Source organism: Mesorhizobium sp. ESP-6-4 (assembly GCF_020164735.1).
GTDB lineage: Bacteria > Pseudomonadota > Alphaproteobacteria > Rhizobiales > Rhizobiaceae > Mesorhizobium.
In genome coordinates, this window is sequence record NZ_JAIUGS010000003.1 from 318,673 (window position 1) to 339,833 (window position 21,161).

The following is a 21,161-nucleotide window of genomic DNA, read 5'->3' on the forward strand; positions in this document are numbered from 1 at the left end:
ACGGCCCGTCGGTTTTTGCATGATAGTCGGTCCATACGGGGGACGCGCCGCCGTATCTGGAAGGGAGAAGCGCTTCGTGCCGCACTGGCTGCAATTGATGCTGGAATCGTTGCCGACGCTGTTGTGGGCGGCGCTGATCTTCACCGTGCCGCTGACGCTCCTGTCCTTCGCGCTTGGGCTCATCGCCGGACTGGTGACGGCGCTGATCCGGCTGTTCGGCCCGAAGCCGCTGGTCGCGCTGGTGCGCTTCTATGTCTGGATCTTTCGCGGCACGCCGCTGCTCGTTCAGTTGTTCCTGATCTTCTACGGCCTGCCGTCGGTCGGCATTCTGCTCGATGCCTTTCCCGCCGCGCTGATCGGCTTCACGCTCAACATCGGCGCCTATACGTCTGAGATCATCCGGGCCGTCATCGGCTCGGTGCCGAAGGGCCAGTGGGAAGCTTCCTATTCGATCGGCATGACCTGGAGCCAGGCGATGCGGCGCACCATCCTGCCACAGGCGGGCCGCGTTGCCGTGCCGCCGCTTTCCAACACCTTCATCTCGCTGGTCAAGGACACCTCGCTGGCGGCGGCGATCACGGTGCCCGAGATGTTCCAGGCCGCGCAGCGCATCGTCGCCACCACCTATGAGCCGCTGATCCTCTATGTCGAGGCGGCCGCGCTCTATCTCGCGTTGAGCTCGGTGCTGTCGGCGCTGCAGGCGCGGCTGGAAGTGCGGCTCAACCGCTATGGCGGGTTCCTGGAGGCCAACGCATGATCGGCCTCAGCAACATCGAAAAGCGCTTCGGCGACAATCTTGTGCTGAAGGGCGTGACCGTCACCATCGACGAGGGCAGCGTGACTGCGCTGGTCGGCCCTTCCGGCGGCGGCAAAAGCACGCTCTTGCGCTGCATCAACCTGTTGGAAATCCCGACCTCCGGTTCCCTGCGCATCGGCGATGAGACGCTTGCGTTCCAACCGGGCGGCAAGGTGCCGGCCAAAGATATCCAGCGCATCCGCCTGCAGACCGGCATGGTGTTCCAGAATTTCCAGCTCTTCCCGCATCGCACAGCGATCGAGAATGTCATGGAAGGGCTGGTGACGGTGCTGAAATGGCCTGAGCCAAGGGCGCGCGAACGGGCGATGTCGCTGCTCGAAAAGGTCGGCATGGCGCACAAGGCCGATGACTGGCCGGCGACGCTGTCCGGCGGCCAGCAGCAGCGCGTGGCGATCGCCCGGGCGCTGGCGCCGTCGCCGCGCGTGCTGCTCTGCGACGAGCCTACCTCTGCGCTCGATCCGGAACTGGCGCAGGAAGTGGTCGACGTGCTCGGACAGCTTGCCCGCGAAGGCACGACCATGGTGATGGCCACGCATGATCTCAGGCTCGCCTCGAAGATCGCGCAGGAGGTGGTATTCCTGGACGCCGGCGTCATCGTCGAGAAAGGCCCGGCTTCGGTCGTGTTCGACAATCCGGAGCGCGCGCGAACCAAGCGCTTCATCGCCTCGCTCAGGCAAGAGGAAGCGCAGAAGGAAGCCGGCAGCGGCGCGAGGCCGGGTTCTTCGTAAACTCAAAAGCGAAAAAGCTCAGGCAGCTTCTTCTTGCTCGGCTTCCTCGTTGTCGGCCTTGGCGCCGCGCTTCGGACCCTTGTTGAGGTTGACCTCGATGAGGCGCACCGCCTCGGTCTCCGACATGCGGTTCACCGCGGCGATCTCGCGGGCCATGCGGTCGAGCGCGGCTTCGTAGAGCTGGCGCTCGGAATAGGACTGCTCCGGCTGGTTGTCGGCGCGGTAGAGGTCGCGCACAACTTCCGAGATCGAGATCAGGTCGCCCGAGTTGATCTTGGCGTCATATTCCTGGGCGCGGCGCGACCACATGGTGCGCTTGATGCGGGCGCGGCCCTGCACGACCTTCAGCGCGCGGTCGACATAATCCTCTTCCGACAGCTTGCGCATGCCGATCGAGGTCGCCTTGGCGACCGGCACCTTCAGCCGCATCTTGTCCTTCTGGAAATCGATGACGAACAGTTCCAGCTTGTGACCCGCAACTTCCTGCTCGTCGATCGCCACGATCTGGCCGACGCCATGCGCCGGATAGACGATGAATTCGCCGGTCTTGAACCCGTGACGAGCCGCGTTGGACTTCTTCTGCGGGGTGATCGTTGCCATTACGCCCTGAACTCCTTAAGTTGTGCAGCCGGCATCATGCCGGCTCGAACCCACGAGGTCGGCAAAGCCGACCGTTAGCCGCGCAACAGGATGAACCCACCGGAAAAGCCAAGGGCCGGCATATCGCACGAATGCGACCGCCTGCCCCAGATCGCTCTGGTCCGGATCTAAAAGCTCACCTTTCAGTGATTTGGGGCGTTAGCGCCATAAATCGACGTTGTGTCACCGGCATGTTTCGTTGATGTAACACAAAAAGTCGGAAGAATCAAGGTTTTGCTGCATTCGCTAACGCCAAGCGGCAGCGCTGCCCGTCAAGACAGCAATTGTATCGGTCCGGTTACGCCGCGTCATGCCGGTATTCCCGGCCGCTATATCAATCGCCTTCGCCGGGCTCCGCCGAGAAATATTTCTCGAACTTGCCGGTCTCGCCGTCGAAGGTCTTGGCGTCCGCCGGCGGCTCCTTCTTGGCGGTGATATTGGGCCACTTCTCGGCGTATTCGGAATTGATCTGCAACCATTTGTCGAGGCCGCCCTCGGTGTCCGGCTTGATCGCGTCGGCCGGGCATTCGGGCTCGCAGACGCCGCAGTCGATGCACTCGTCAGGATGGATGACGAGCATGTTCTCGCCCTCGTAGAAACAGTCGACCGGACAGACCTCGATGCAGTCCATATATTTGCATTTGATGCAATTGTCGGTCACGACATAGGTCATTGCAGGCTCCGGAACGTCCCATTTTGCTGGGCTTTTCGGCTGAGGTAACGCCTTTGCCCGCAGCATGCAAGGGCAGGGATTGCAGGCGCAGCCGGTGTCGCGGAATGGAATTCCAGCCGGAAAGCTTCGGCCAAGTCCTCCAGCCCAACCGTTGCGCAGTTTTCCTGGAATTGCTGCAGCCGTGCCGCGGCCCGGCTATATCTCAGTCGTCGCCGAGCAGCCGGTCGGTCTGCCGCCGCTCGCGTTTGGTCGGGCGGCCGCTGCCGGCCTCGCGCAAGGCTGGAACGGCGTCCGGAACCGCCTCGCCTTTGGGTGTCGGCGCCGGCGACATGTCCTCGTAAAGCAGCCGCGCCTCGTCGGCCGGGCCGCGCCTGGCGCCACAGTTCAGCACCTTCCAGACGAGGATACGGCGCTCGAGCATGATGGTGAGCACGTCGCCAGGCTTGACCAGATCCGACGCCTGCGCTGCTTTGTCGCGATTGATGCGGACGCGTCCCGCGACGACGACCTTTGCCGCCAAGGACCGCGACTTCACCGCGCGCGAGAAGAACAGCCATTTGTCGATGCGTTGACGGCCTTCTCCAACCATCGCGGCTAGCTTTGGTAGAGCATGATCTTATCCGAAAACCGGTTCCCACTTTTCGCTGACGCGGTCCTTCGGTTCGGGATCATGCTGGTTCTTTGATGGAGCATGATCTCGCCCGAAAACCGGGTCCCACTTTTCGGGATCATGCTCGAACCTATTTCTTCAGCTGGTCGCGCAAGGCGGCGAGCTTGGCGAAGGGCGAATCCGGATCGAAGCGCTGCGGGCGTTCCTCGCGCGGCTTGCCCTGGAAGGCTGGCTTGCCGCCCGGGGCGTTGCCCTTGCCGTCCTGCCTGCCGCCCTTCCAGTCCGGCCGGCCGTCGCGGCGTTCGCCTTGCGGCTTGCCTTCGCGCCGTTCAGCGCCCTCACGCCGGTCGCCCGTCTCGGGCCTCGGCTTGAACTTCGAGCGGTCGAAGCGCGGCTTGCCGGCGCCTTCGCGCTGCTCGCGGCGGCCTTCCTGGGCGGGCCGGTCGCCGGGCTGACCGCTTGCGGCGCCTGCCTCGCGTGCGGGCTGGGCGCCGCGCGGGCGATTGTCGCGACGGTTGTCGTGGCGATGGCGCGGACGCTGATGGTCGAAACGCGCCTGGCGCCACAGGAGTACAGGTTTTGGTTCCTCGGCTTCGGCTGGCGCCTCGCCGCCGGCACTATCCTCCACCTGGTGGTGGGGGGAGGTAAGAGCGTCGGCGCTTTCGGCCGACTCGGGCGCTGCCGCAATGTCCACCGCTGCGGCATCTTCCACCGCTGCTGCCTCTTCCGTAACCTCGGCCGGAGCTTCTGCCGGCTCTACCGTGGCAGGGTCCGCTGCCACTTCCGCGACGGCTTCAGCCGGAGCTTCGGTGGCAGCCGGCTCCGAGCCCTCGACCGTTGCCTCCGCGACCGTATCAGTTGCCGCGGCTTGTGCCTCTGCCTCCCGCGCGGCGCGCACGGCATTATCCGCGGCGAGCTTGGCCGCGGCCGCTTCGCGGGCGGCGTCGTCCAGCGCGTCGAGCTTCGCCTTAACCTCGGCGGCCGGCTTGGCCTCCGAGCGATAGCCGAGACCTTTCAAGATCTCCTCCATGTCATCGGCCGTGGCGCCGAGGATCGACATCATCGGCGGCGTCACCATGAAGGCGTGACCGTCATAGGCGCCGTCCGGACGCTGGCCGAGGCCGGGCTTCCAGTTGGTCGCCGGGCGGATGAGGTCGGCAAGCCGCTCGAGGATATCGACGCGCACGGCGCGGCGGCCGAGATTGCGGTAGCCGGCGAGCTTGTAGAAGGTCTTGTCGAAGGTCGGGTCGATGACGACCGAGGTGCGGCCGGAAGCCAGCGCATGCACCACATCACCGAAGCCGGGCTTGTCCTTGCCGTCGTTCTTCAGCGCCCACAGCAACGTCACCAGGCCAGCCGGCGCCGGCTTGATCAGCGCCGGCACGAAGACATGGTAGGCGCCGAAGCGGACGCCGAGGCGGCGAAGCGCTGCGCGGCCTTCCTGGTCGAGCGACTTCATCTCCTCCGCGATGTCGCGGCGATTGATCAGGCCGAAATGCTCGACCAGCTGGAAGGCGATGCCGCGCGCGATGCCGGCGAGCTGGTCGGCATTCTTCAGGTCGACCAGCGGCTTCAAAAGCGTTTCGATCTGGAAATTGACGAAACGCTCGGCGCGCGCCGCGACCTTGTCGCGGGCGGGGCCGGTCAGCTGCTCGTCGGCAAGCAGAACCAGGCGCGGCTTCAGCGCCTCATCGGCGGCGACCAGCGTGCCGATCGGCGCGCCGATCCAGCGCAGGACACCGTCCGAGCCCAATGCCAGGTCGCCATTGGCGCAGGCGGCAAAGCGCTCGGCGCGCTGCTCGAACTCGGCCGCGAGCGCCTTCTGAGCGGCGGTGCGCACCGCCTTGGCGTCCTCGCCGCCGGCGCTCTGGTCGGCGGTGAAGCGGAACCCCTGCAACTCGCCGACGTGATGGCCTTCGACGAGGACGGTTCCGGACGGGCTGATTTCGGCTTCAGGCATGGTATTTTCTCTAAGGCGCCGCATGAGGACGGAAGTCCTGCGGTCTACGAAGCGTTTCGTCAACCGCTCATGCAGCGCATCCGACAATCTGTCTTCGATTTCGCGCGCCTTTTCCTGCCAGTGTAGCTGATCGGCCAGCCAGCCGGGGCGGTTGGAGACGAAAGTCCAAGTGCGGATCTGCGCGATCCGGTGCGACAGCGTGTCGATATCGCCTTCCGTCGTGTCGGCGCGCCGCACCTGCTCGGCCATGTAATTCTCATCGACATGGCCGTGACGCGCAAGGTCCATATAGATCGAGGCGATAAGATCGGCATGCTGTGCCGGCGCGATCTTGCGATAGTCGGGGAGCGCGCAGGCTTCCCAAAGAAGCGCCACGCGCTCCTTGCCGGTGGCCAAGCCGCGGATGTCGCCGTCGCGCGATAGCTGCTCCAGCGCCTGCGCATCCACCGCCGGCAACGCGCGGGTCAGCCCTTCGACAGGCGCATTGGCCTCGATCGAGCGCTTCAGCGCATCGAGGCTGGAAAAGTCGAAATCGGCGGTGCGCCACTGCAGCACCTTCACCGGATCGAAATCGTGTCCCTCGATCTTGGCGACCAGTTCCTCGTCGAATGGGTCGACCTGGCCGGTGACGCCGAACGTTCCGTCGCGCAGGTGCCGGCCGGCGCGGCCGGCGATCTGGCCAAGCTCGGCGGCGGTCAGGTTGCGGTATTGATAGCCGTCGAACTTGCGGTTCTGAGCGAAGGCGACGTGATCGAGGTCGAGGTTCAGGCCCATGCCGATGGCGTCGGTGGCGACGAGATAGTCGACATCGCCGGACTGGAAGATCTCCACCTGAGCGTTTCGGGTACGCGGGGAAAGAGCGCCGAGCACGACGGCAGCACCCCCCTGCTGGCGGCGGATCAGCTCGGCGATCGCATAGACCTCGTCGGCCGAGAAGGCGACGATCGCCGTGCGCCGCGGCAACCGGGTGAGCTTCTTCGAGCCGGCATAGGCAAGGTGCGACAGCCGCGGCCGCGTCACCACCGACACGCCCTTCAACAGGCGCTGCAGGATGCCATGCATGGTGGCCGCGCCCAGGAGCAGCGTCTCCTGGCGGCCGCGCAGATGCAGGATGCGATCGGTGAAGATATGGCCGCGCTCGAGATCGCCGGCGAGCTGCACCTCGTCGATGGCGACGAAGGCGGCGTCGGTCTCGCGCGGCATCGCCTCGACGGTGCAGACCGAATATTTCGCGCCGGCAGGCACGATCTTCTCCTCGCCGGTGATCAGCGCCACCTTATGGGCGCCGACCTTCTCGCAGACGCGCGCATAGACTTCGCGGGCGAGCAGCCTCAGCGGTAGGCCGATGACACCGGTTTCATGCGCGACCATGCGCTCGATGGCGAGATGCGTCTTGCCGGTGTTGGTCGGGCCCAGCACGGCCGTCACGTCGCGGCCCGAAAGGATCAGCGGGTGGGAGTGTTTCGGCTGGATGTTCATCGGCTCGGATTAAGGTTTCTGCCGCCCGTAGTCTGAAGCACGGCGCTGCCGCCGCGTGTGACAGGCGACACATAGGGACTTCGGGCGTGAAGCGAAAGCGGAATGTTCCCTCGCGAACTGGCTATGCCGGAGGGAGCAGCCAAAATCGGCCGCTTGTTAACAGCTGGAACGAGTCTGGAACGAATCAGCGACGAATCGGTGACTCGTTCTGATTCAGGGTTTGTTCACGGCTATATGTGGATTTTTTGACGGTGAGTCTCACCACATGCTGAATCGCCGAATTGGCCCAATTCCTGCTTGGCCTCTGCCGGATGCGAAGCGCCGTTAACCTTTGCCGGGCAATGGTCAGACCCGAGCTGAGCGCAGACTTCAAGTTTATGAAATTGTTGACTTTTCTTAATCGCCTTTAACGAGTTCGGTGACGTTTGCATCGTCCACTGTTAACTTTCCGGCCAAAGCCGGAACGAATCGGCGACGAATCAGCGATCTGGCGGTTTTCCCGGTTTGTTCACCCCTAGATATGGTGTTATCCACAGCTCGCCCACCGAGGATTCACAGCTTGTCGCAGCGGTTATGCACAGAGCGTGGCTGCGGCCGTTAACTTTTGCGTGCCGAATTGAGGCAAGGTGTCGCGCCGGCCTGCCGGCGAACAAAAAAGGCGGCTCCGGTGCCGGAGCCGCCTTTGGCGGTAAATGGTGTCGGGCGACCTACTGGGGTGTCAGGCGAAATACTGACCGCCATTGGCGGTGATGGTCGAGCCGGTGATGAAGCCGGCTTCGTCGGAAGCCAGGAAGACGACGCAGCGCGCGATCTCTTCCGGCTCGCCGAGGCGACCGACCGGGATCTGAGCGATGATCGACTCCCGTACTTTTTCCGGCACGGCCATGACCATGTCGGTGGCGATGTAGCCGGGGCAGACGACATTGACGGTAATGCCGGCGCGAGCCCCCTCTTGAGCCAGCGCCTTGGTGAAGCCGATATCGCCGGCTTTCGAGGCCGAATAATTGACCTGGCCCATCTGACCCTTCTGGCCGTTGATCGAGGAAATGGTGATGACGCGGCCGAACTTGCGGTCGCGCATGCCGCTCCACAAAGGATGCGTCATGTTGAAGACGCCGGACAGGTTGGTGTCGATCACTTCCTTCCACTGTGCGGGCGTCATCTTGTGGAACATGGTGTCGCGAGTAATGCCGGCATTGTTGACCAGCACGGAGACCGGGCCGAGATCGGCCTCCACCTGCTTGATGCCTGCGGCGCAGGCCTCGTAGTCGGCGACGGACCATTTGTAGACGGGGATACCTGTCTCGGCCTTGAATTTCTGGGCCGCCTCGTCATTGCCGGCATAGTTCGCCGCGACCGAATAGCCGGCGGTCTTCAAGGCGACCGATATCGCCGCGCCGATGCCGCGTGTTCCGCCCGTGACGATTGCTACTTTGGTCATGTGTGCTCCTCCCTGTTGATCGGAGGAGCGAGTAGGGAGTAGCGAATAGCGAGTAGGGGATTGAAGCCTGCTGCGCCGACGCCGTTTTCCCTATTCGCTACTCCCTATTCGTTATTCGCTCAGTTCAGCGCTTCCACGCACATTGCAACGCCCATGCCGCCGCCGATGCACAGCGTGGCAAGGCCCTTCTTGGCGCCGCGGCGACGCATCTCGTAGACCAGCGTGTTGAAGACGCGGGCGCCCGAAGCGCCGATCGGATGGCCGATGGCGATGGCGCCGCCGTTGACGTTGACGATCGAGGGATCCCAGCCCATGCCCTTGTTGACGGCGCAGGCCTGCGCGGCGAACGCCTCGTTGGCCTCGACGAGGTCGAGGTCCTTGACCGACCAGCCGGCCTTCTCCAGCGCCCGCTTCGAAGCGGGAATAGGCCCCGTGCCCATGATTGCCGGATCGACGCCGGCGGTCGCCCAGGCGGCGATGCGCACCAGCGGGGTGATGCCGCGCCGCGCGGCCTCGGCTTCGGTCATCAGCAGCGCGCCGGCGGCGCCGTCATTGATGCCCGACGCGTTGGCGGCGGTGACCGTACCGTCCTTGTCGAAAGCGGGCTTCAGCTTGGTCATGGCGTCGAGCGTCGCGCCGTGCCGGATGTACTCGTCCTGGTCGACTGTTGTGTCGCCCTTCTTGCCCTTGATGGTGAAGGCGACGATCTCGTCCTTGAACTTGCCGGCCTTCTGTGCAGCCTCCGCCTTGTTCTGCGAGGCGAGCGCGAACTCGTCCTGGGCTTCGCGGGTGATCTGGAACTGACGGGCGACGTTCTCGGCGGTGTTGCCCATATGGTAGCCATTGAAGGCATCCCACAGGCCGTCCTTGATCATGGTGTCAATCATCTTGTAATCGCCCATCTTGACGCCGGCGCGCAGGTGCTCGGCATGCGGCGACATCGACATCGATTCCTGGCCTCCGGCAACGATCACCTTGGCGTCGCCGGTGGCGATCTGCTGCATGCCGAGCGCGATGGCGCGCAGGCCCGAGCCGCAAACCTGATTGAGGCCCCAGGCCGTGGTCTCCTTCGGCAGGCCGGCATTGATCGAGGCCTGGCGAGCCGGATTCTGTCCCTGCGCGGCGGTCAGCACCTGGCCGAGGATGACCTCGTCGACTTCCGCCGCCTCGACATTCGCGCGCGCCAGCAATTCCCTGATGACGACGGCGCCGAGCTCATGTGCCGGCGTGGCGGCGAAACTGCCGTTGAAGGATCCGACCGCGGTGCGAGCGGCGCTGGCGACGACGATGGAATTGGAAGCGGACATTTTCTTCTCCAGACTTCGAGGTGTCGTGTTCTAGGCTATCCTTGAAGACTTTCTTGCCGGTTCAGGCAGCCGAGTCAAACCGGAAATGGGCATGGCCGCCATGCGCGGCAAGCAGGGCGCGCGCCGGTTGTGGCAACATGACGTTGACCGCGCGGCGAATTTTGTCATGCCCTGCAGCATTAATTGATGCCGCAGTGCACAAACCGCTTGGAATTGTGAGGCTTTTGCGCGTATCCTCGATAAAGGGCGCAATCGTTACCGGCCGCTTACTCCTAGAGGTGCCGGTGTCCTGGGGAGGATACGGATGGCCGCAAAAGACGACCCGATCGTCATCAAGAAGTATGCCAATCGCCGGCTCTACAATACCGGCACGAGCACCTATGTGACGCTCGAGGACTTGGCCGAGATGGTCAAGAAGGGTGAGGAGTTCACGGTCCAGGACGCAAAGACCGGCGACGACATCACGCACCCGGTGCTGACGCAGATCATCTTCGAGCTGGAGAACAAGGACGGGCAGAACATGCTGCCGATCCCGTTCCTGCGCCAACTCATCTCCTTCTACGGCGATCAGATGCAGATGATCGTGCCGAGCTTCCTCGAACAATCGATGATCGCCTTCTCCAAGGAGCAGGAGCGGTTTCGCGAGCAGCTCAAGGGTACCTTCGGGAAAACGCCGATCGACATGATGAAGACGCCGATCAAGGCGCTCGAGGAACAGACGCGACGCAATGTCGAGATGTTCCAGAACGCCATGCGCATGTTCACGCCGTTCCCGCCCGCCGGCGGCAATTCAGCGCCGGCCGCCGAGCCCGCGAAGAAGGAAGAGAAGGGCGACGATCTGCAGGAATTGAAGGCGCAGATTGCGGCGATGCAGCGCAAGCTGGACACGATGTCCTGACGGGTGTGCCGATATTCAGGTGAGGCCGGCCTGCGAACGGCGGCTTCCTGCGCTTCCGGTGCTCACGTACTTCAAGTACGCTCCGCTCCGGTTCTCGGAAGCCATCGTTCTCGACTCGGCCTGACCTGAATCTCGACACACCCTATCGCGTTTCACCTAAAGGCGAAGCGCCAAGCGCTTCACCTTAGGCATCATCGGCCGCCACTAAGTCCCGACCGACCCGTCGTAACGGGCGCGGGGCCTGATCGGCCTGTTGCTGGTCACCTGTTCGACGGCATGGGCCGTCCAACCGACGCTGCGGCCGAGCGCGAACAGGCGGAACGGCGCATCGGCCGGCAGGCTGAGGCTGCGCGTCATCGCGGCCAGCGCAAAATCGATGTTCGGATGCAGCCCGGTCGCGGCGAGCACGGCGTCGCGAAGATGGACGATCCCGTCATCGATCTCCAGGTCGGGCAGCAGCGCTTGCGCGCGCGGATCGCCTTCCGGGTAGAGCGGGTGGCCGAAGCTTGGCAGCGGCCGGTCATGAGCGAGCCAGCGTGCAATCGCCTCGTCCGGACCCAGCCGCCCGGCATCCTCGACAAGCGTGATCGCCGCCGCGCCGGCGCCGCCATGGCGCGGGCCGGTCAGCGTCGCAAGGCCTGCGAGCAGGCAGGCGGCGATCGGCGCGCCGGTGGAGGCCGCGACGCGGGCGGCGAAGGTCGAGGCGTTGAGCTCGTGATCGGCCAAAAGCACCAGCGCCTTGCGGATGAGATCGGCGCCGGCGGCTTCGACCGACCAGCCCTGCGCCAGCCTGATATGCACGGGTTCGGAGCCCGACGACGCACCGAGCGCGGTTGCCAGCGCGCTGGTCGCGGCGGCGCCGTCCTGCTGCAGCATCGCCGGCCTGCGTCCGAGCGATGACCAGCCTCCGGCGGCGAGCGCCGAAAGCCTGGCGAAGGCGGTGGGCGTGCCGCTTTGCCGGGCGGCCGAAGGGGTCAACGCGGCGAACGATACCGGACGGGCGGAAGCCCATAGCAGTTCGGCGGTCTCCTCGAGCGTCGCCGTCGCCGAAAGCTCCACCGCGTCCCTGCCGCGATAGATGAGACGACCATGCAGCACCGTGGAGATTGACGTGGGAATCGCCGGCTCGCCCCAGGCGATGGCGCTTTCGGCGATTGCCTGCGGGCTCCTTCCGCGGTCGCGGCGCGTGGCGAGCGCGGCGATGTCGTCGGCGCGGTACCGGCTGCGGCGCGGGTCTGCTTCGTCCGGCTTCATGCCGATGCGGCCGCGGCTGACATAGGCATAAAGCGTCTGCGGACGGACATTGAGCCGCTCCAGCGCCTCATCCCGGGTCAGCCATTCCGTCATTCGACACCTTACATTGATTGTCTTGATCAAGATTGATGGATTGATTGTGCAGCATTAATTGTCATGCACCAAAGGTCAAGGAGACGATCATGGCAAATGGGCTCGATGATGTTGTGGCGGCCGACACAGTGCTTTCCGACGTCGATGGCGCGGGTGGGCACCTCACCATCCGCGGCCATTCGCTGATGGAACTCGCCGGCCGCCGGCGCTACGCGCAGGTGGTGCATCTGCTGTTCGACGGCTTCTTCGACGACCTTCCGAGCGATGCCGAACTGGAGGAGGCGATCGGCAAGGCTCGGGTGGAAGTGTTCGATCGCGTCCAGCCGATGCTTGCCCATCTGGCGCCGCTCGACGTCTACAGCGGCATGCGGGCCGGCATGGCCATCCTGCCGGACGGTGAGGGGCTTGCCGATGCGCTGCGGCTGGTCGCGGCGCCTGCGGTGCTGACGCCGGCCTTGCTGCGCCTTGGTCGGGGCGAGCCGCCGGTCGCTCCCGACGAAAAGGCCGATCATGCCGGCGACATGTTGCGCATGCTCTCCGGCTCCGCCTCGCCGGCGCTTGCCAAGGCGCTCGACAGCTATCTGGTGACGGTCTGCGACCACGGGCTCAACGCCTCGACCTTCGCGACCCGCGTGGTAGCCTCGACCCAGGCCGGACTGACCTCGGCGATCCTGGCCGGGCTCGGCGCGCTGAAAGGCCCGCTGCATGGCGGCGCGCCGGGGCCGGTGATCGAGATGCTGGACGCCATCGAGGCCAGCGGCGACGCCACGGCATGGCTGCGCAACGAGATCGCCCATGGCCAGCGCATCATGGGTTTCGGCCATCGCATCTACCGCGTGCGCGACCCGCGAGCCGATGCGCTGAAGACGGTCGTGCGGCAGCTCGGTTCGCGCAACAAGACGAGCAGCAAGGAGATGGGTAGCAGGTTGGCCTTCGCCGAAACCGTGGAGCAGGCGGCGCTCGAGGTGCTCAGCATCGCCAAGCCGCAGCGCTCGATCCAGACCAATGTCGAATTCTACACAGCGCTCCTCCTGGACGCGGTCGGCTTCCCGAAGGAGGCCTTCTCCAACGTGTTCGCCGCCGGCCGCGTTGCCGGCTGGATTGCGCACGCGCGCGAGCAGCAGGCGACCGGGCGGCTCATCCGGCCACAGTCGCATTATGTCGGGCCGGTGCCCGATCTTGTGGCTTGAGAGGTTCGGTTCCTCGCCCCACCTCGGCTACGGCATGCACACCTTTCCAAGCGGCTGGCCTTTGGCGATAGCGTGCATGCAGCTTGGCGCATGCCTTGTCTTATGCAGCGCTGGTCGACCCCCACTCCGTCTCGGCTTCGCCGAGCCACCTCTCCCCCGATCGAAGGGGTAGAGGAAAGGCGCCAAGCTTTTTGCCGTCAATGCTCGTCCAGCAACGCTCCCTTCCTTTCCCTCCGGAGGGGGGAAAGGTGGCGCTGCGGAGCAGCGACGGATTGGGAGAACCACACGGCAATCAAGCTTCGGCCTGATCAGTCGCGCCAGTCACAGCATGCTGTAGCCCATTTCGTGGAGCGAGGAAATTCCATGATCACGCTTGTGTGTTCGTGTTCTTGCCTTGGTTCGCCCCTATATGCTGCGCTGCAACATAGGCTGACTGCGTCGTCTCCGTGCAAACAACGCTGCGGTAGGCCGGCGCGTCGAGACAAGGAACGCCATGGCGAAGAACGGCAAGGCGGAGGAAAAGAAGAAGATCAACATCGCGCTCCAGGGCGGCGGTTCGCATGGCGCCTTTTCCTGGGGCGTGCTCGACCGGCTGCTAGAGGACGGGCGGCTGGAGATCGCGGCGGTGTCCGGCACCAGCGCCGGCGCCATGAACGCGGTGGCGCTGGCCGACGGCTTTGTCCGGGGCGGCGTGGAAGGCGCGCGCAAGAAGCTCGAGGATTTCTGGCGGGCGGTGGCCTCGAAGGGCCGTTTCAGCCCGGTGCAGCGCATGCCGTGGGACGTGGTCTGGGGCAATTGGTCGATCGAGAACACGCCCGGCTATGTCTTCTTCGACACGATGTCGCGGGTGTTCTCGCCCTATGTCGCCAATCCGCTCGGCCTCAACCCGCTGCGCGATGTGGTGGCGAAGGAGATCGACTTCGACAATGTGCGCGCCTGCAAGTCGATTGAGCTGTTCATCTCGGCGACCAATGTCGAAACCGGACAGCTGCGCGTCTTCTCCGACGGCGAGATCGACCTCGACACGGTGATGGCCTCGGCCTGCCTGCCGCAATTGTTCCGAGCCGTCGAGATCAAAGGCGTGCCCTATTGGGATGGCGGCTATGGCGGCAATCCGGCGCTCTATCCGTTCTTCAAGACGGCGGCGACCGAGGACGTGCTTCTGGTGCAGATCAATCCGGTGGTGCGCGAAGGCACGCCGAAGAGCGCCAATGAGATCCAGAACCGCATCGACGAGATCACCTTCAATGCCGGGCTGCTGCGCGAATTCCGCTCGATCGCCTTCGTCAAGGAGTTGATCGCGGCCGGACGCCTGCCGCATGGCGAATATCGCGACATCCGCATGCACCGCATCGACGCCGACGAGGCTTTCAAGGACCTCTCCGCGTCGTCCAAGGTCAACGCCGAATGGGCTTTCATCGCCTATCTGCGCGACCTCGGCCGCAGCGCCGCCAGCGACTGGCTGGAAGAGAATTACGACGCCGTCGGCAGCCAAGCGACGCTCGACCTGTCGGGCGAGCTCGACGACGGCTTCAGGCCGATGCGCGGCCCGGCACCCGGGCGTCGAGTCAAGGAGTTCCTGGCAGCGCACATTAAGCCAGAATCCGCGCGCCGCCGCGCCTGATGTCTTCCATACCTGTCAGCAAGTCCGCTCCGGCTGTCAGCATCTTCCCCAGCGGAACCGGGGCAATGCTGGATTCGGTTGTCGGGGCGATATAGCTTACCTGAACGTAAAGGGGAGGTCGCGATGCTGCAAACCAGACAAAACGCTCTCGGGGTCAGGTTTGAAGCGCAGTGCAGGGCCTTCGAGAAGGAGCCGTTCCCGACGCTGGACGTGCGCAAGGATCGGCTGAAGCGCCTGCTGGCGCTCACTGAAAAGCACGAGGCCGAGATCTGCGCGGCGATCGACAGCGATTTTTCCGCCCGCTCGGCTCAGGAGACGCGGCTTGCCGAACTGTTCGTCGTGCGCGCCGGCATCAGGCATGCGCTGTCGCATCTCGGCGCCTGGATGCGCGAGCGCCGCGTCGCCACCAGCCTGCCCTTCCTGCCCGGCCGCAACCGCCTCTTGCCGCAGCCGCTCGGCGTCGTCGGCATCGTCTCGCCCTGGAACTATCCTTTCCAGCTCGCCATCGCGCCGGCGACCGCCGCTCTGGCCGCCGGCAACCGCGTGCTGATCAAGCCTTCGGAGCTGACGCCGAAATTTTCGGACCTGCTCGCCAGCCTGGTCGAAAAATATTTCGCCGCCGACGAGGTCAGCGTGATGGTCGGCGACGCGGAGGTCGGCAAGGCGTTCGTGTCCTTGCCGTTCGACCACCTCCTGTTCACGGGCTCGACCGCCGTCGGCCGCCAGGTGGCACTGGCTGCCGCTGCCAATCTGACGCCGGTGACGCTCGAGCTCGGCGGCAAGTCGCCGGCGATCTTCGATCCCTCCTGCGATCTCGACGCGGCGGTCGCCAGCGTAGCCTATGGCAAATTGCTCAATGCCGGCCAGACTTGCATCGCCCCCGACTATCTGATGGTCCCGCAAGGCCAGGGCGCGGCGGTCGCGGCCAAGTTCGCGGCGGCAATCGCAAAGCTCTATCCGCGCCTCGGCGACAATCCCGACTATACGGCGATCGTCAGCGAGCGGCATCATCGGCGGCTGAGCGATATGATCGCCGAGGCGCGCGACGCCGGTGCCGACATCATCGAGGTCAATCCTGCGAACGAGAAGCTCGGCATCAGCGACCGCAAGATGGCGCCCGTGCTGGTGCGCAATGCCGGCGAGACTCTGCGGCTGATGCGCGAGGAGATTTTCGGACCGGTGCTGCCGATCGTCGAATATGGCAGCGTGGACGAGGCTATCGATCATGTGAACCGGGGCGAGCGTCCACTGGCGCTTTACTGGTTCGGCAGCGACAGCGCCAATCGCCGCAGGGTCATGCGCGAAACCGTGGCCGGCGGCGTTACGGTCAATGACTGCATGATGCATCTGGCGCAGGAGCGGCAGCCCTTCGGCGGCGTCGGCGACAGCGGCATGGGCGCCTATCACGGCGAGTGGGGTTTTCGCACCTTCAGCAAGGAAAAGCCGATCTTCATCCAGTCGAAGCTCAGCGCCGGCGGCCTGCTGCGCCCGCCCTATGGCAAGACATTCGAGCGTCTTTTCCGGCTGCTGAAGCTCATCACTTGACAGCTTCAGCCCGGGAATGGCGGGGACGGAACCGCGGTCAACGCGGATGATCGGCGCTTCAGAGGGGAGCTTTCCGCATCATCCTGACGGCTGCTGCCAGTAACGTTAGGGAAGCCATGGAAAACTATTGGCGCGCCGGAAAAAAGCGCAGCCGTCTGGCAGAAAAGCTTGGATTTGTCGAGGAACCACGTTCCACTTCGCAATGCTTCCGCAACTTTTCCGACTATATTGCGCCGCAACTTTCAGGTAGAAGCTGCGCTTCGCCGATCACGGCAAATTGAACTAGGCCCCGCGCACACCCATATCGGCCGCGCGCCCGAAGTCGGAAGCGCCGACCTCGCCAGGTCCTGCAACGGAAAAATGACGATGCCGAAAATCAGGTTTCACAAGCTTGCTGCCATTGTCGTGCTCATCGGATTCGCGGCCTGGATGGGCACGGGTGAGTTTTCGTCCGTCGGTAGCGCCGCCGACAAGTCGGTTACCACCGACAAGTCGGCCGCCACGGACAAGCACGCCGACGCCGGCAAGCCCGCTCAGCCGGAGGCCACCAAGCAGGACGCCGCGCAAGCCGAGCCCAAGGCTGCGTTGCGCACGGTCGCGGTGGTGACGCCGCCGCGCAAGACCTATGCGCGCGCCATCCGCATCTCCGGCCTGACCGAGGCCGACAAGCGGGCCGTGCTGGCGACGCGCGTCGCCGGCGTCATCGAGAAGTTGCCGGTCAAGCAGGGCGACCGCGTCAAGACCGGCGACCTCGTGCTGATGCTCGCGGCCGAGGAGAAGATCTCCAACGTCGACAATGCCAAGCAATTGCTGGCGCAGCGCAAAGCCGAGCTCGATGCCGCCGAGCGGCTGGCCAAGACCGGCAATCTGCCGAAGCTGCAGCTCGATACCGCCCGCTCCAACCTGACGCTGGCGCAATCGCAGCTGGACACCGCGCAGGCGGAGCTCGACCGCAACGAGGTCAAGGCGCCATTCGACGGCGTCATCGACCGCATCCCGGTGGAGCTCGGCAGCTCGGTGATGCAGGGCGGCGAGGTGGCGACAGTCCTGAAGCTCGATCCGGTCATCGCCCGCGGCGAGATCAGCGAGCGCGACCTGCGCTACGTCAAGATCGGCGACGAGGCCGATGTCCGCCTCGTCAACGACCAGAAGGTCACCGGCACCGTGCGCTACATCAGCCGCGATGCCTCGGCGCAGACCCGCACCTTCCGCGTCGAGGTGGCGATACCCAATCCCGACGGCTCCATCCCCGCCGGCATGACGGCCGAGATCGCGCTCAGCGCCGAGCCGACCAACGCGGTCATGCTGCCGCGTTCGGTGGTGACGCTCGGCGACAAGGGCGACCTCGGCATTCGCGCCGTCGGCAAGGACGACAAGGTGGCGTTCTTTCCGATCGACCTGGTCGACGACACGCCGCACGGCCTGGTGCTGGGCGGCATTCCGCAAGATGCGCGCATCATCGTCGCCGGCCAGGAGCTGGTGAAGGAGGGCGATCCGGTGAAGCCCGTCGAGGCCGACCAGGCGACCATCAACAAGCTGATTGGCGAAGCCACCGCCGGCACGCAGTAAAGCAGGACGCGTCCGTCGCCGGCCCAATCCGGCGATGGCAGTCCGCAGCCCCCGAAGCATAACAGGCCGAAGTCATGGATATCGTCAGACTCGCCATCAACAACGCTCGCCTCACCATATCGGCGCTGCTGTTTCTGGTCGTTGCGGGCTGGGTCGCCTACCAGTCCACGCCGAAGGAAGCAGAGCCCGACGTTCCGATTCCGATGATGTATGTCAGCCTGATCTATCAGGGCATCTCACCGGAGGATTCCGAGCGCCTGCTGCTCAGGCCGATGGAAAGCAAGCTCAAGAGCCTCAAGGGGCTCAAAGAGATGCGCTCAGCCGCCTTCCAGGGCGGCGGCTATGTGCTGGTCGAATTCCAGCCGCAGACGGATCTCGCGACAGCGCTGCAGGACACGCGCAGCAAGGTGCAGGACGCCAAGGCCGACCTGCCGCAGGCCGCCGAGGAGCCGACCGTCAACGAGGTCAACGTCTCTGAATTCCCGGTTCTGGTCGTCACGCTTTCCGGCGATGTGCCGGAGCGCGTGCTGACGTCGGCCGCGCGCGAGCTGCGCGACCGCATCGAGGAGGTGCCCGGCGTGCTCGAAGGCTCGCTGCAGGGCGCTCGCGACGACCTTGTCGAGGTTGTCGTCGATCCGGTGAAGCTTTCCTCCTACGGACTGCAGCTCGACCAGGTGATCCAGGGCGTCGCCTCCTCCAACAGCCTGGTCGCGGCCGGCAATCTCGAAGGCTCGGAAGGCAAATACGCGGTCAAGGTGCCGTCGCTGATCGAGACGCCCGAGGATGTCGCGAACCTGCCGGTGGTCGCCACGCGGAACGCCGTGGTCCAGGCCAAGGACATCGCGACCATACGCTCGACCTTCAAGGACGCCGAGACGGTCACTCGCCTCAACGGCAAGCCTGCGATCGCCATCGAAGTCAAGAAGCGCATAGGCGCCAACCTGATCGACACGTTGAACCATGTGAGGGAAGTGTCGGACACCTTTATCAAGACCATGCCCGAGGGCATGCATGTCACCTACACGCAGGACAAGTCGGTCTTCGTCAACCAGCTGCTGGGCGACCTGCAGAACCATGTGATGATCGCCGTCATCCTGGTGTTCATCGTCATCCTTTATGCGCTGTCGGGGCGGGCCTCGCTGCTCATCGGGCTTGCCATCCCGTCATCGTTCCTGATGGGCATCCTGCTGCTTGCCATGATGGGCTACACGATCAACATGATCGTGCTGTTCAGCCTGATCCTGGCCGTCGGCATGCTGGTGGATGACGCCATCATCGTCACCGAATTCGCGGAACGGCGCATGAGCGAGGGCATGCCGAAGGCGGATGCCTTCGCGCTGGCAGCCAAGCGCATGGCCGGCCCGGTCATCGCGGCGACGATGACGCGCATCGCCGCCTTCTCGCCGCTGCTGTTCTGGCCGGGCATCATCGGCGACTTCATGAAATATATGCCGATCACGCTGATCGTGACGCTGTCGGCCTCGATGCTCTACGCGCTGGTCTTCGCGCCGACTTTGGGCGCGATCTTCGCCAAGGCGCCGGAGCATCACGAGGAAGGCAACCGCGACGGCTGGTACATGGCGGTGGTCAAGCAGGCGGTGCGCTTCCCGATCACGGTGATCCTGCTCACCGTCGGACTTCTGGTCGGCGTCGGCTTCGCCTATTCGAAATATGGCGCCGGCGTCGAGTTCTTCCCCAGCGTCGAGCCGGATTACGGCCTGCTCTATGTGCATGCCCGCGGCAATCTTTCGCTGGCCGAAATGGACGCCGCGACGAAGACGGCGGAGAACCGTCTGCTCGGCTGGCCCGGCGTGAAGTCGGTCTATACCCGCGTCGGCAAGACGCAAGGCGGCGGCCAGGACATTCCGGAAGACGTGGTCGGCGTCATCCAGTACGAGTTCGTCGATTGGCGCGAGCGCAAGTCTGCCAACCAGATCCTCGACGACCTGCGCGGCGTGATGGCCGGCATTCCCGGCGTCGATGTCGAAGTGCGCGTGCCGGAAGCCGGCCCGCCGACCGGCAAGCCGATCCAGATCAGGCTTTCGGCCGTCGACCCGGCCGGGCTCGACGATAAGGCGCGCGCGGTCGCGGCACGCATCGCCAAGATCCCCAATGTCATCGACATTTCGGACGGCCTGCCGCCGCCCGGCGTCGATTGGGCGATCGAGGTCGACCGCGCCAAGGCGGCGCAATACGGCATCAGCCCGACTTCGGTCGGCACGGTGGTGCAACTGGTGACCAACGGCCTCAAGCTGTCGGAATACCGGCCGGCCGGTGCCGACGATGCGGTCGACATCCGGCTCCGCCTGCCCGAGGATCGGCGCACGCTGTCGACGCTCGACGAGCTCAGGGTGCAGACCTCGCAAGGGTCGGTGCCGATCTCGAACTTCGTCGTGCGCAAGCCGGAGCCGACCGTCGGTATCCTGAACCGCATCGACGGCGCGCGCACCGTGGTCGTGCAGGCCAATGTCAGCGCCGGCGCGCAGGTCGCGGCGGTGCAGGAGCAGGTGACCAAGGCCGTCAGCGATATGGATCTCGGCAGCGGCATTCGCTGGAAGCTCGCCGGCTCCAACGAAGACAGCGCGGAAGCCAGCGCCTTCCTCGGCAAGGCCTTTGGCGCGGCGATCTTCCTGATCTTCCTGGTGCTGCTTGCGCAGTTCAACAAATTCACCAGCGTGTGGCTCGTCCTGTCCTGCGTGGTCATGGCGACGATCGGCGTGTTCCTCGGATTGCTTCTGACAGGCGAGGCCTTTGGCATCGTCATGTCGGGCATCGGCGTCATCGCGCTGGCCGGTGTGGTGGTGAACAACAACATCGTGCTCATCGACACTTACGACCGGTTGCGCGAGGAAGGCTGGGACAAGATGGACGCGGTGCTGCAGACCTGCCGCGAGCGCGCCCGTCCGGTGGTGCTGACGGCGGTCTCGGCCATCCTCGGCGTGCTGCCGATCGCCTTCGGGCTCGGTCTCGAAATCTTCCATCACGAGACGACGATCAACGCGCCGTCGACGCAATGGTGGATCTCGCTGTCCTCGGCGATCGTCTTCGGCCTGTCCTTCGCCACGCTGCTGACGCTGGTGGTGACGCCCTCGATGCTGATGGTGTTCACGCGCGCCAAGGTGAAGCCCGGCCAGCGCCGCGGCTGGTTCAGCCGCCTGTTGCGGCGCGGCAAAGGCAAAGTCATGACCGACGAGCCGCCCAGCGAGACGGGCGCGGGGCCGGCGGAGGCCTTCCCGAAAGCTGCGGAATAGAGCGTTTCACAACCCCAAGGAAAAAAGCCGCCCGGGAACAACCGGGCGGCTTTTTGCATTGTTCCCTCGAAGTTCAACCAGAC

General features: G+C 64.7%; 15 protein-coding genes. 8 read left to right on the forward strand and 7 right to left on the reverse strand.

Features of this window, described 5'->3' with window-relative positions; all coding sequences use genetic code 11:
* The first annotated feature begins 76 nt into the window (after positions 1–76).
* Both LB523_RS08655 and LB523_RS08660 read left to right on the forward strand, forming a co-directional pair.
* Positions 77–757, forward strand: coding sequence for an ABC transporter permease subunit (locus LB523_RS08655; RefSeq protein WP_027166691.1), 681 nt, complete (start codon positions 77–79; stop codon positions 755–757).
* A complete protein-coding gene (locus LB523_RS08660) occupies positions 754–1,545 on the forward strand; it encodes an amino acid ABC transporter ATP-binding protein (protein ID WP_224602226.1) in 792 nt (263 codons plus the stop codon). Before LB523_RS08655 ends, LB523_RS08660 begins: the two co-directional genes overlap by 4 nt.
* Before the next feature lie 18 nt (positions 1,546–1,563).
* Here LB523_RS08660 and LB523_RS08665 read toward each other — a convergent pair whose 3' ends face one another.
* The 6 genes from LB523_RS08665 to LB523_RS08690 all read right to left on the reverse strand — a co-directional run bounded on the left by LB523_RS08665 (position 1,564) and on the right by LB523_RS08690 (position 9,654).
* Positions 1,564–2,145: a CarD family transcriptional regulator gene (locus tag LB523_RS08665; protein ID WP_040991750.1), complete on the reverse strand. Its 582-nt coding sequence runs from the start codon at positions 2,143–2,145 to the stop codon at positions 1,564–1,566.
* Positions 2,146–2,518: 373 nt separating this feature from the next.
* On the reverse strand, positions 2,519–2,857 hold the full coding sequence (fdxA, locus tag LB523_RS08670; RefSeq protein ID WP_095767304.1) for a ferredoxin FdxA: 339 nt from the start codon (positions 2,855–2,857) through the stop codon (positions 2,519–2,521).
* 202 nt (positions 2,858–3,059) lie between these two features.
* Positions 3,060–3,446: an RNA-binding S4 domain-containing protein gene (locus tag LB523_RS08675; protein ID WP_224602227.1), complete on the reverse strand. Its 387-nt coding sequence runs from the start codon at positions 3,444–3,446 to the stop codon at positions 3,060–3,062.
* 151 nt (positions 3,447–3,597) lie between these two features.
* Positions 3,598–6,906 carry a helicase-related protein gene (locus tag LB523_RS08680; RefSeq protein ID WP_224602228.1) on the reverse strand — a complete coding sequence of 1,103 codons (3,309 nt, stop codon included), beginning with the start codon at positions 6,904–6,906 and terminating at the stop codon, positions 3,598–3,600.
* A 718-nt stretch (positions 6,907–7,624) separates the two neighbouring features.
* Positions 7,625–8,347, reverse strand: coding sequence for a beta-ketoacyl-ACP reductase (locus tag LB523_RS08685; protein WP_095767306.1), 723 nt, complete (start codon positions 8,345–8,347; stop codon positions 7,625–7,627).
* Between the two features lie 119 nt (positions 8,348–8,466).
* Entirely contained in the window at positions 8,467–9,654 is a 1,188-nt protein-coding gene (locus tag LB523_RS08690; RefSeq protein ID WP_224602229.1) for an acetyl-CoA C-acetyltransferase, read from the reverse strand.
* A gap of 304 nt (positions 9,655–9,958) precedes the next feature.
* On the opposite strand from LB523_RS08690, the gene phaR reads away from it, so the two are divergent.
* A complete protein-coding gene (gene phaR, locus LB523_RS08695) occupies positions 9,959–10,552 on the forward strand; it encodes a polyhydroxyalkanoate synthesis repressor PhaR (RefSeq protein WP_095767308.1) in 594 nt (197 codons plus the stop codon).
* 204 nt (positions 10,553–10,756) lie between these two features.
* Here phaR and LB523_RS08700 read toward each other — a convergent pair whose 3' ends face one another.
* Positions 10,757–11,899, reverse strand: coding sequence for a citrate synthase family protein (locus tag LB523_RS08700; RefSeq protein ID WP_224602230.1), 1,143 nt, complete (start codon positions 11,897–11,899; stop codon positions 10,757–10,759).
* A gap of 89 nt (positions 11,900–11,988) precedes the next feature.
* On the opposite strand from LB523_RS08700, the gene LB523_RS08705 reads away from it, so the two are divergent.
* From LB523_RS08705 to LB523_RS08725, 5 genes are all read left to right on the forward strand, one after another.
* Positions 11,989–13,089, forward strand: a complete 1,101-nt coding sequence (locus LB523_RS08705) for a citrate synthase/methylcitrate synthase (protein ID WP_224602232.1) — start codon at positions 11,989–11,991, stop codon at positions 13,087–13,089.
* Between the two features lie 493 nt (positions 13,090–13,582).
* A complete protein-coding gene (locus LB523_RS08710) occupies positions 13,583–14,713 on the forward strand; it encodes a patatin-like phospholipase family protein (protein ID WP_224602233.1) in 1,131 nt (376 codons plus the stop codon).
* A gap of 123 nt (positions 14,714–14,836) precedes the next feature.
* The gene (locus tag LB523_RS08715) at positions 14,837–16,258 is read left to right on the forward strand and encodes a coniferyl aldehyde dehydrogenase (RefSeq protein WP_224602235.1); all 1,422 of its coding nucleotides are present in this window, start codon (positions 14,837–14,839) and stop codon (positions 16,256–16,258) included.
* Between the two features lie 366 nt (positions 16,259–16,624).
* The gene (locus tag LB523_RS08720) at positions 16,625–17,827 is read left to right on the forward strand and encodes an efflux RND transporter periplasmic adaptor subunit (protein ID WP_224602237.1); all 1,203 of its coding nucleotides are present in this window, start codon (positions 16,625–16,627) and stop codon (positions 17,825–17,827) included.
* A 74-nt stretch (positions 17,828–17,901) separates the two neighbouring features.
* A complete protein-coding gene (locus tag LB523_RS08725; protein WP_224602238.1) occupies positions 17,902–21,078 on the forward strand; it encodes an efflux RND transporter permease subunit in 3,177 nt (1,058 codons plus the stop codon).
* Positions 21,079–21,161 lie beyond the last annotated feature (83 nt).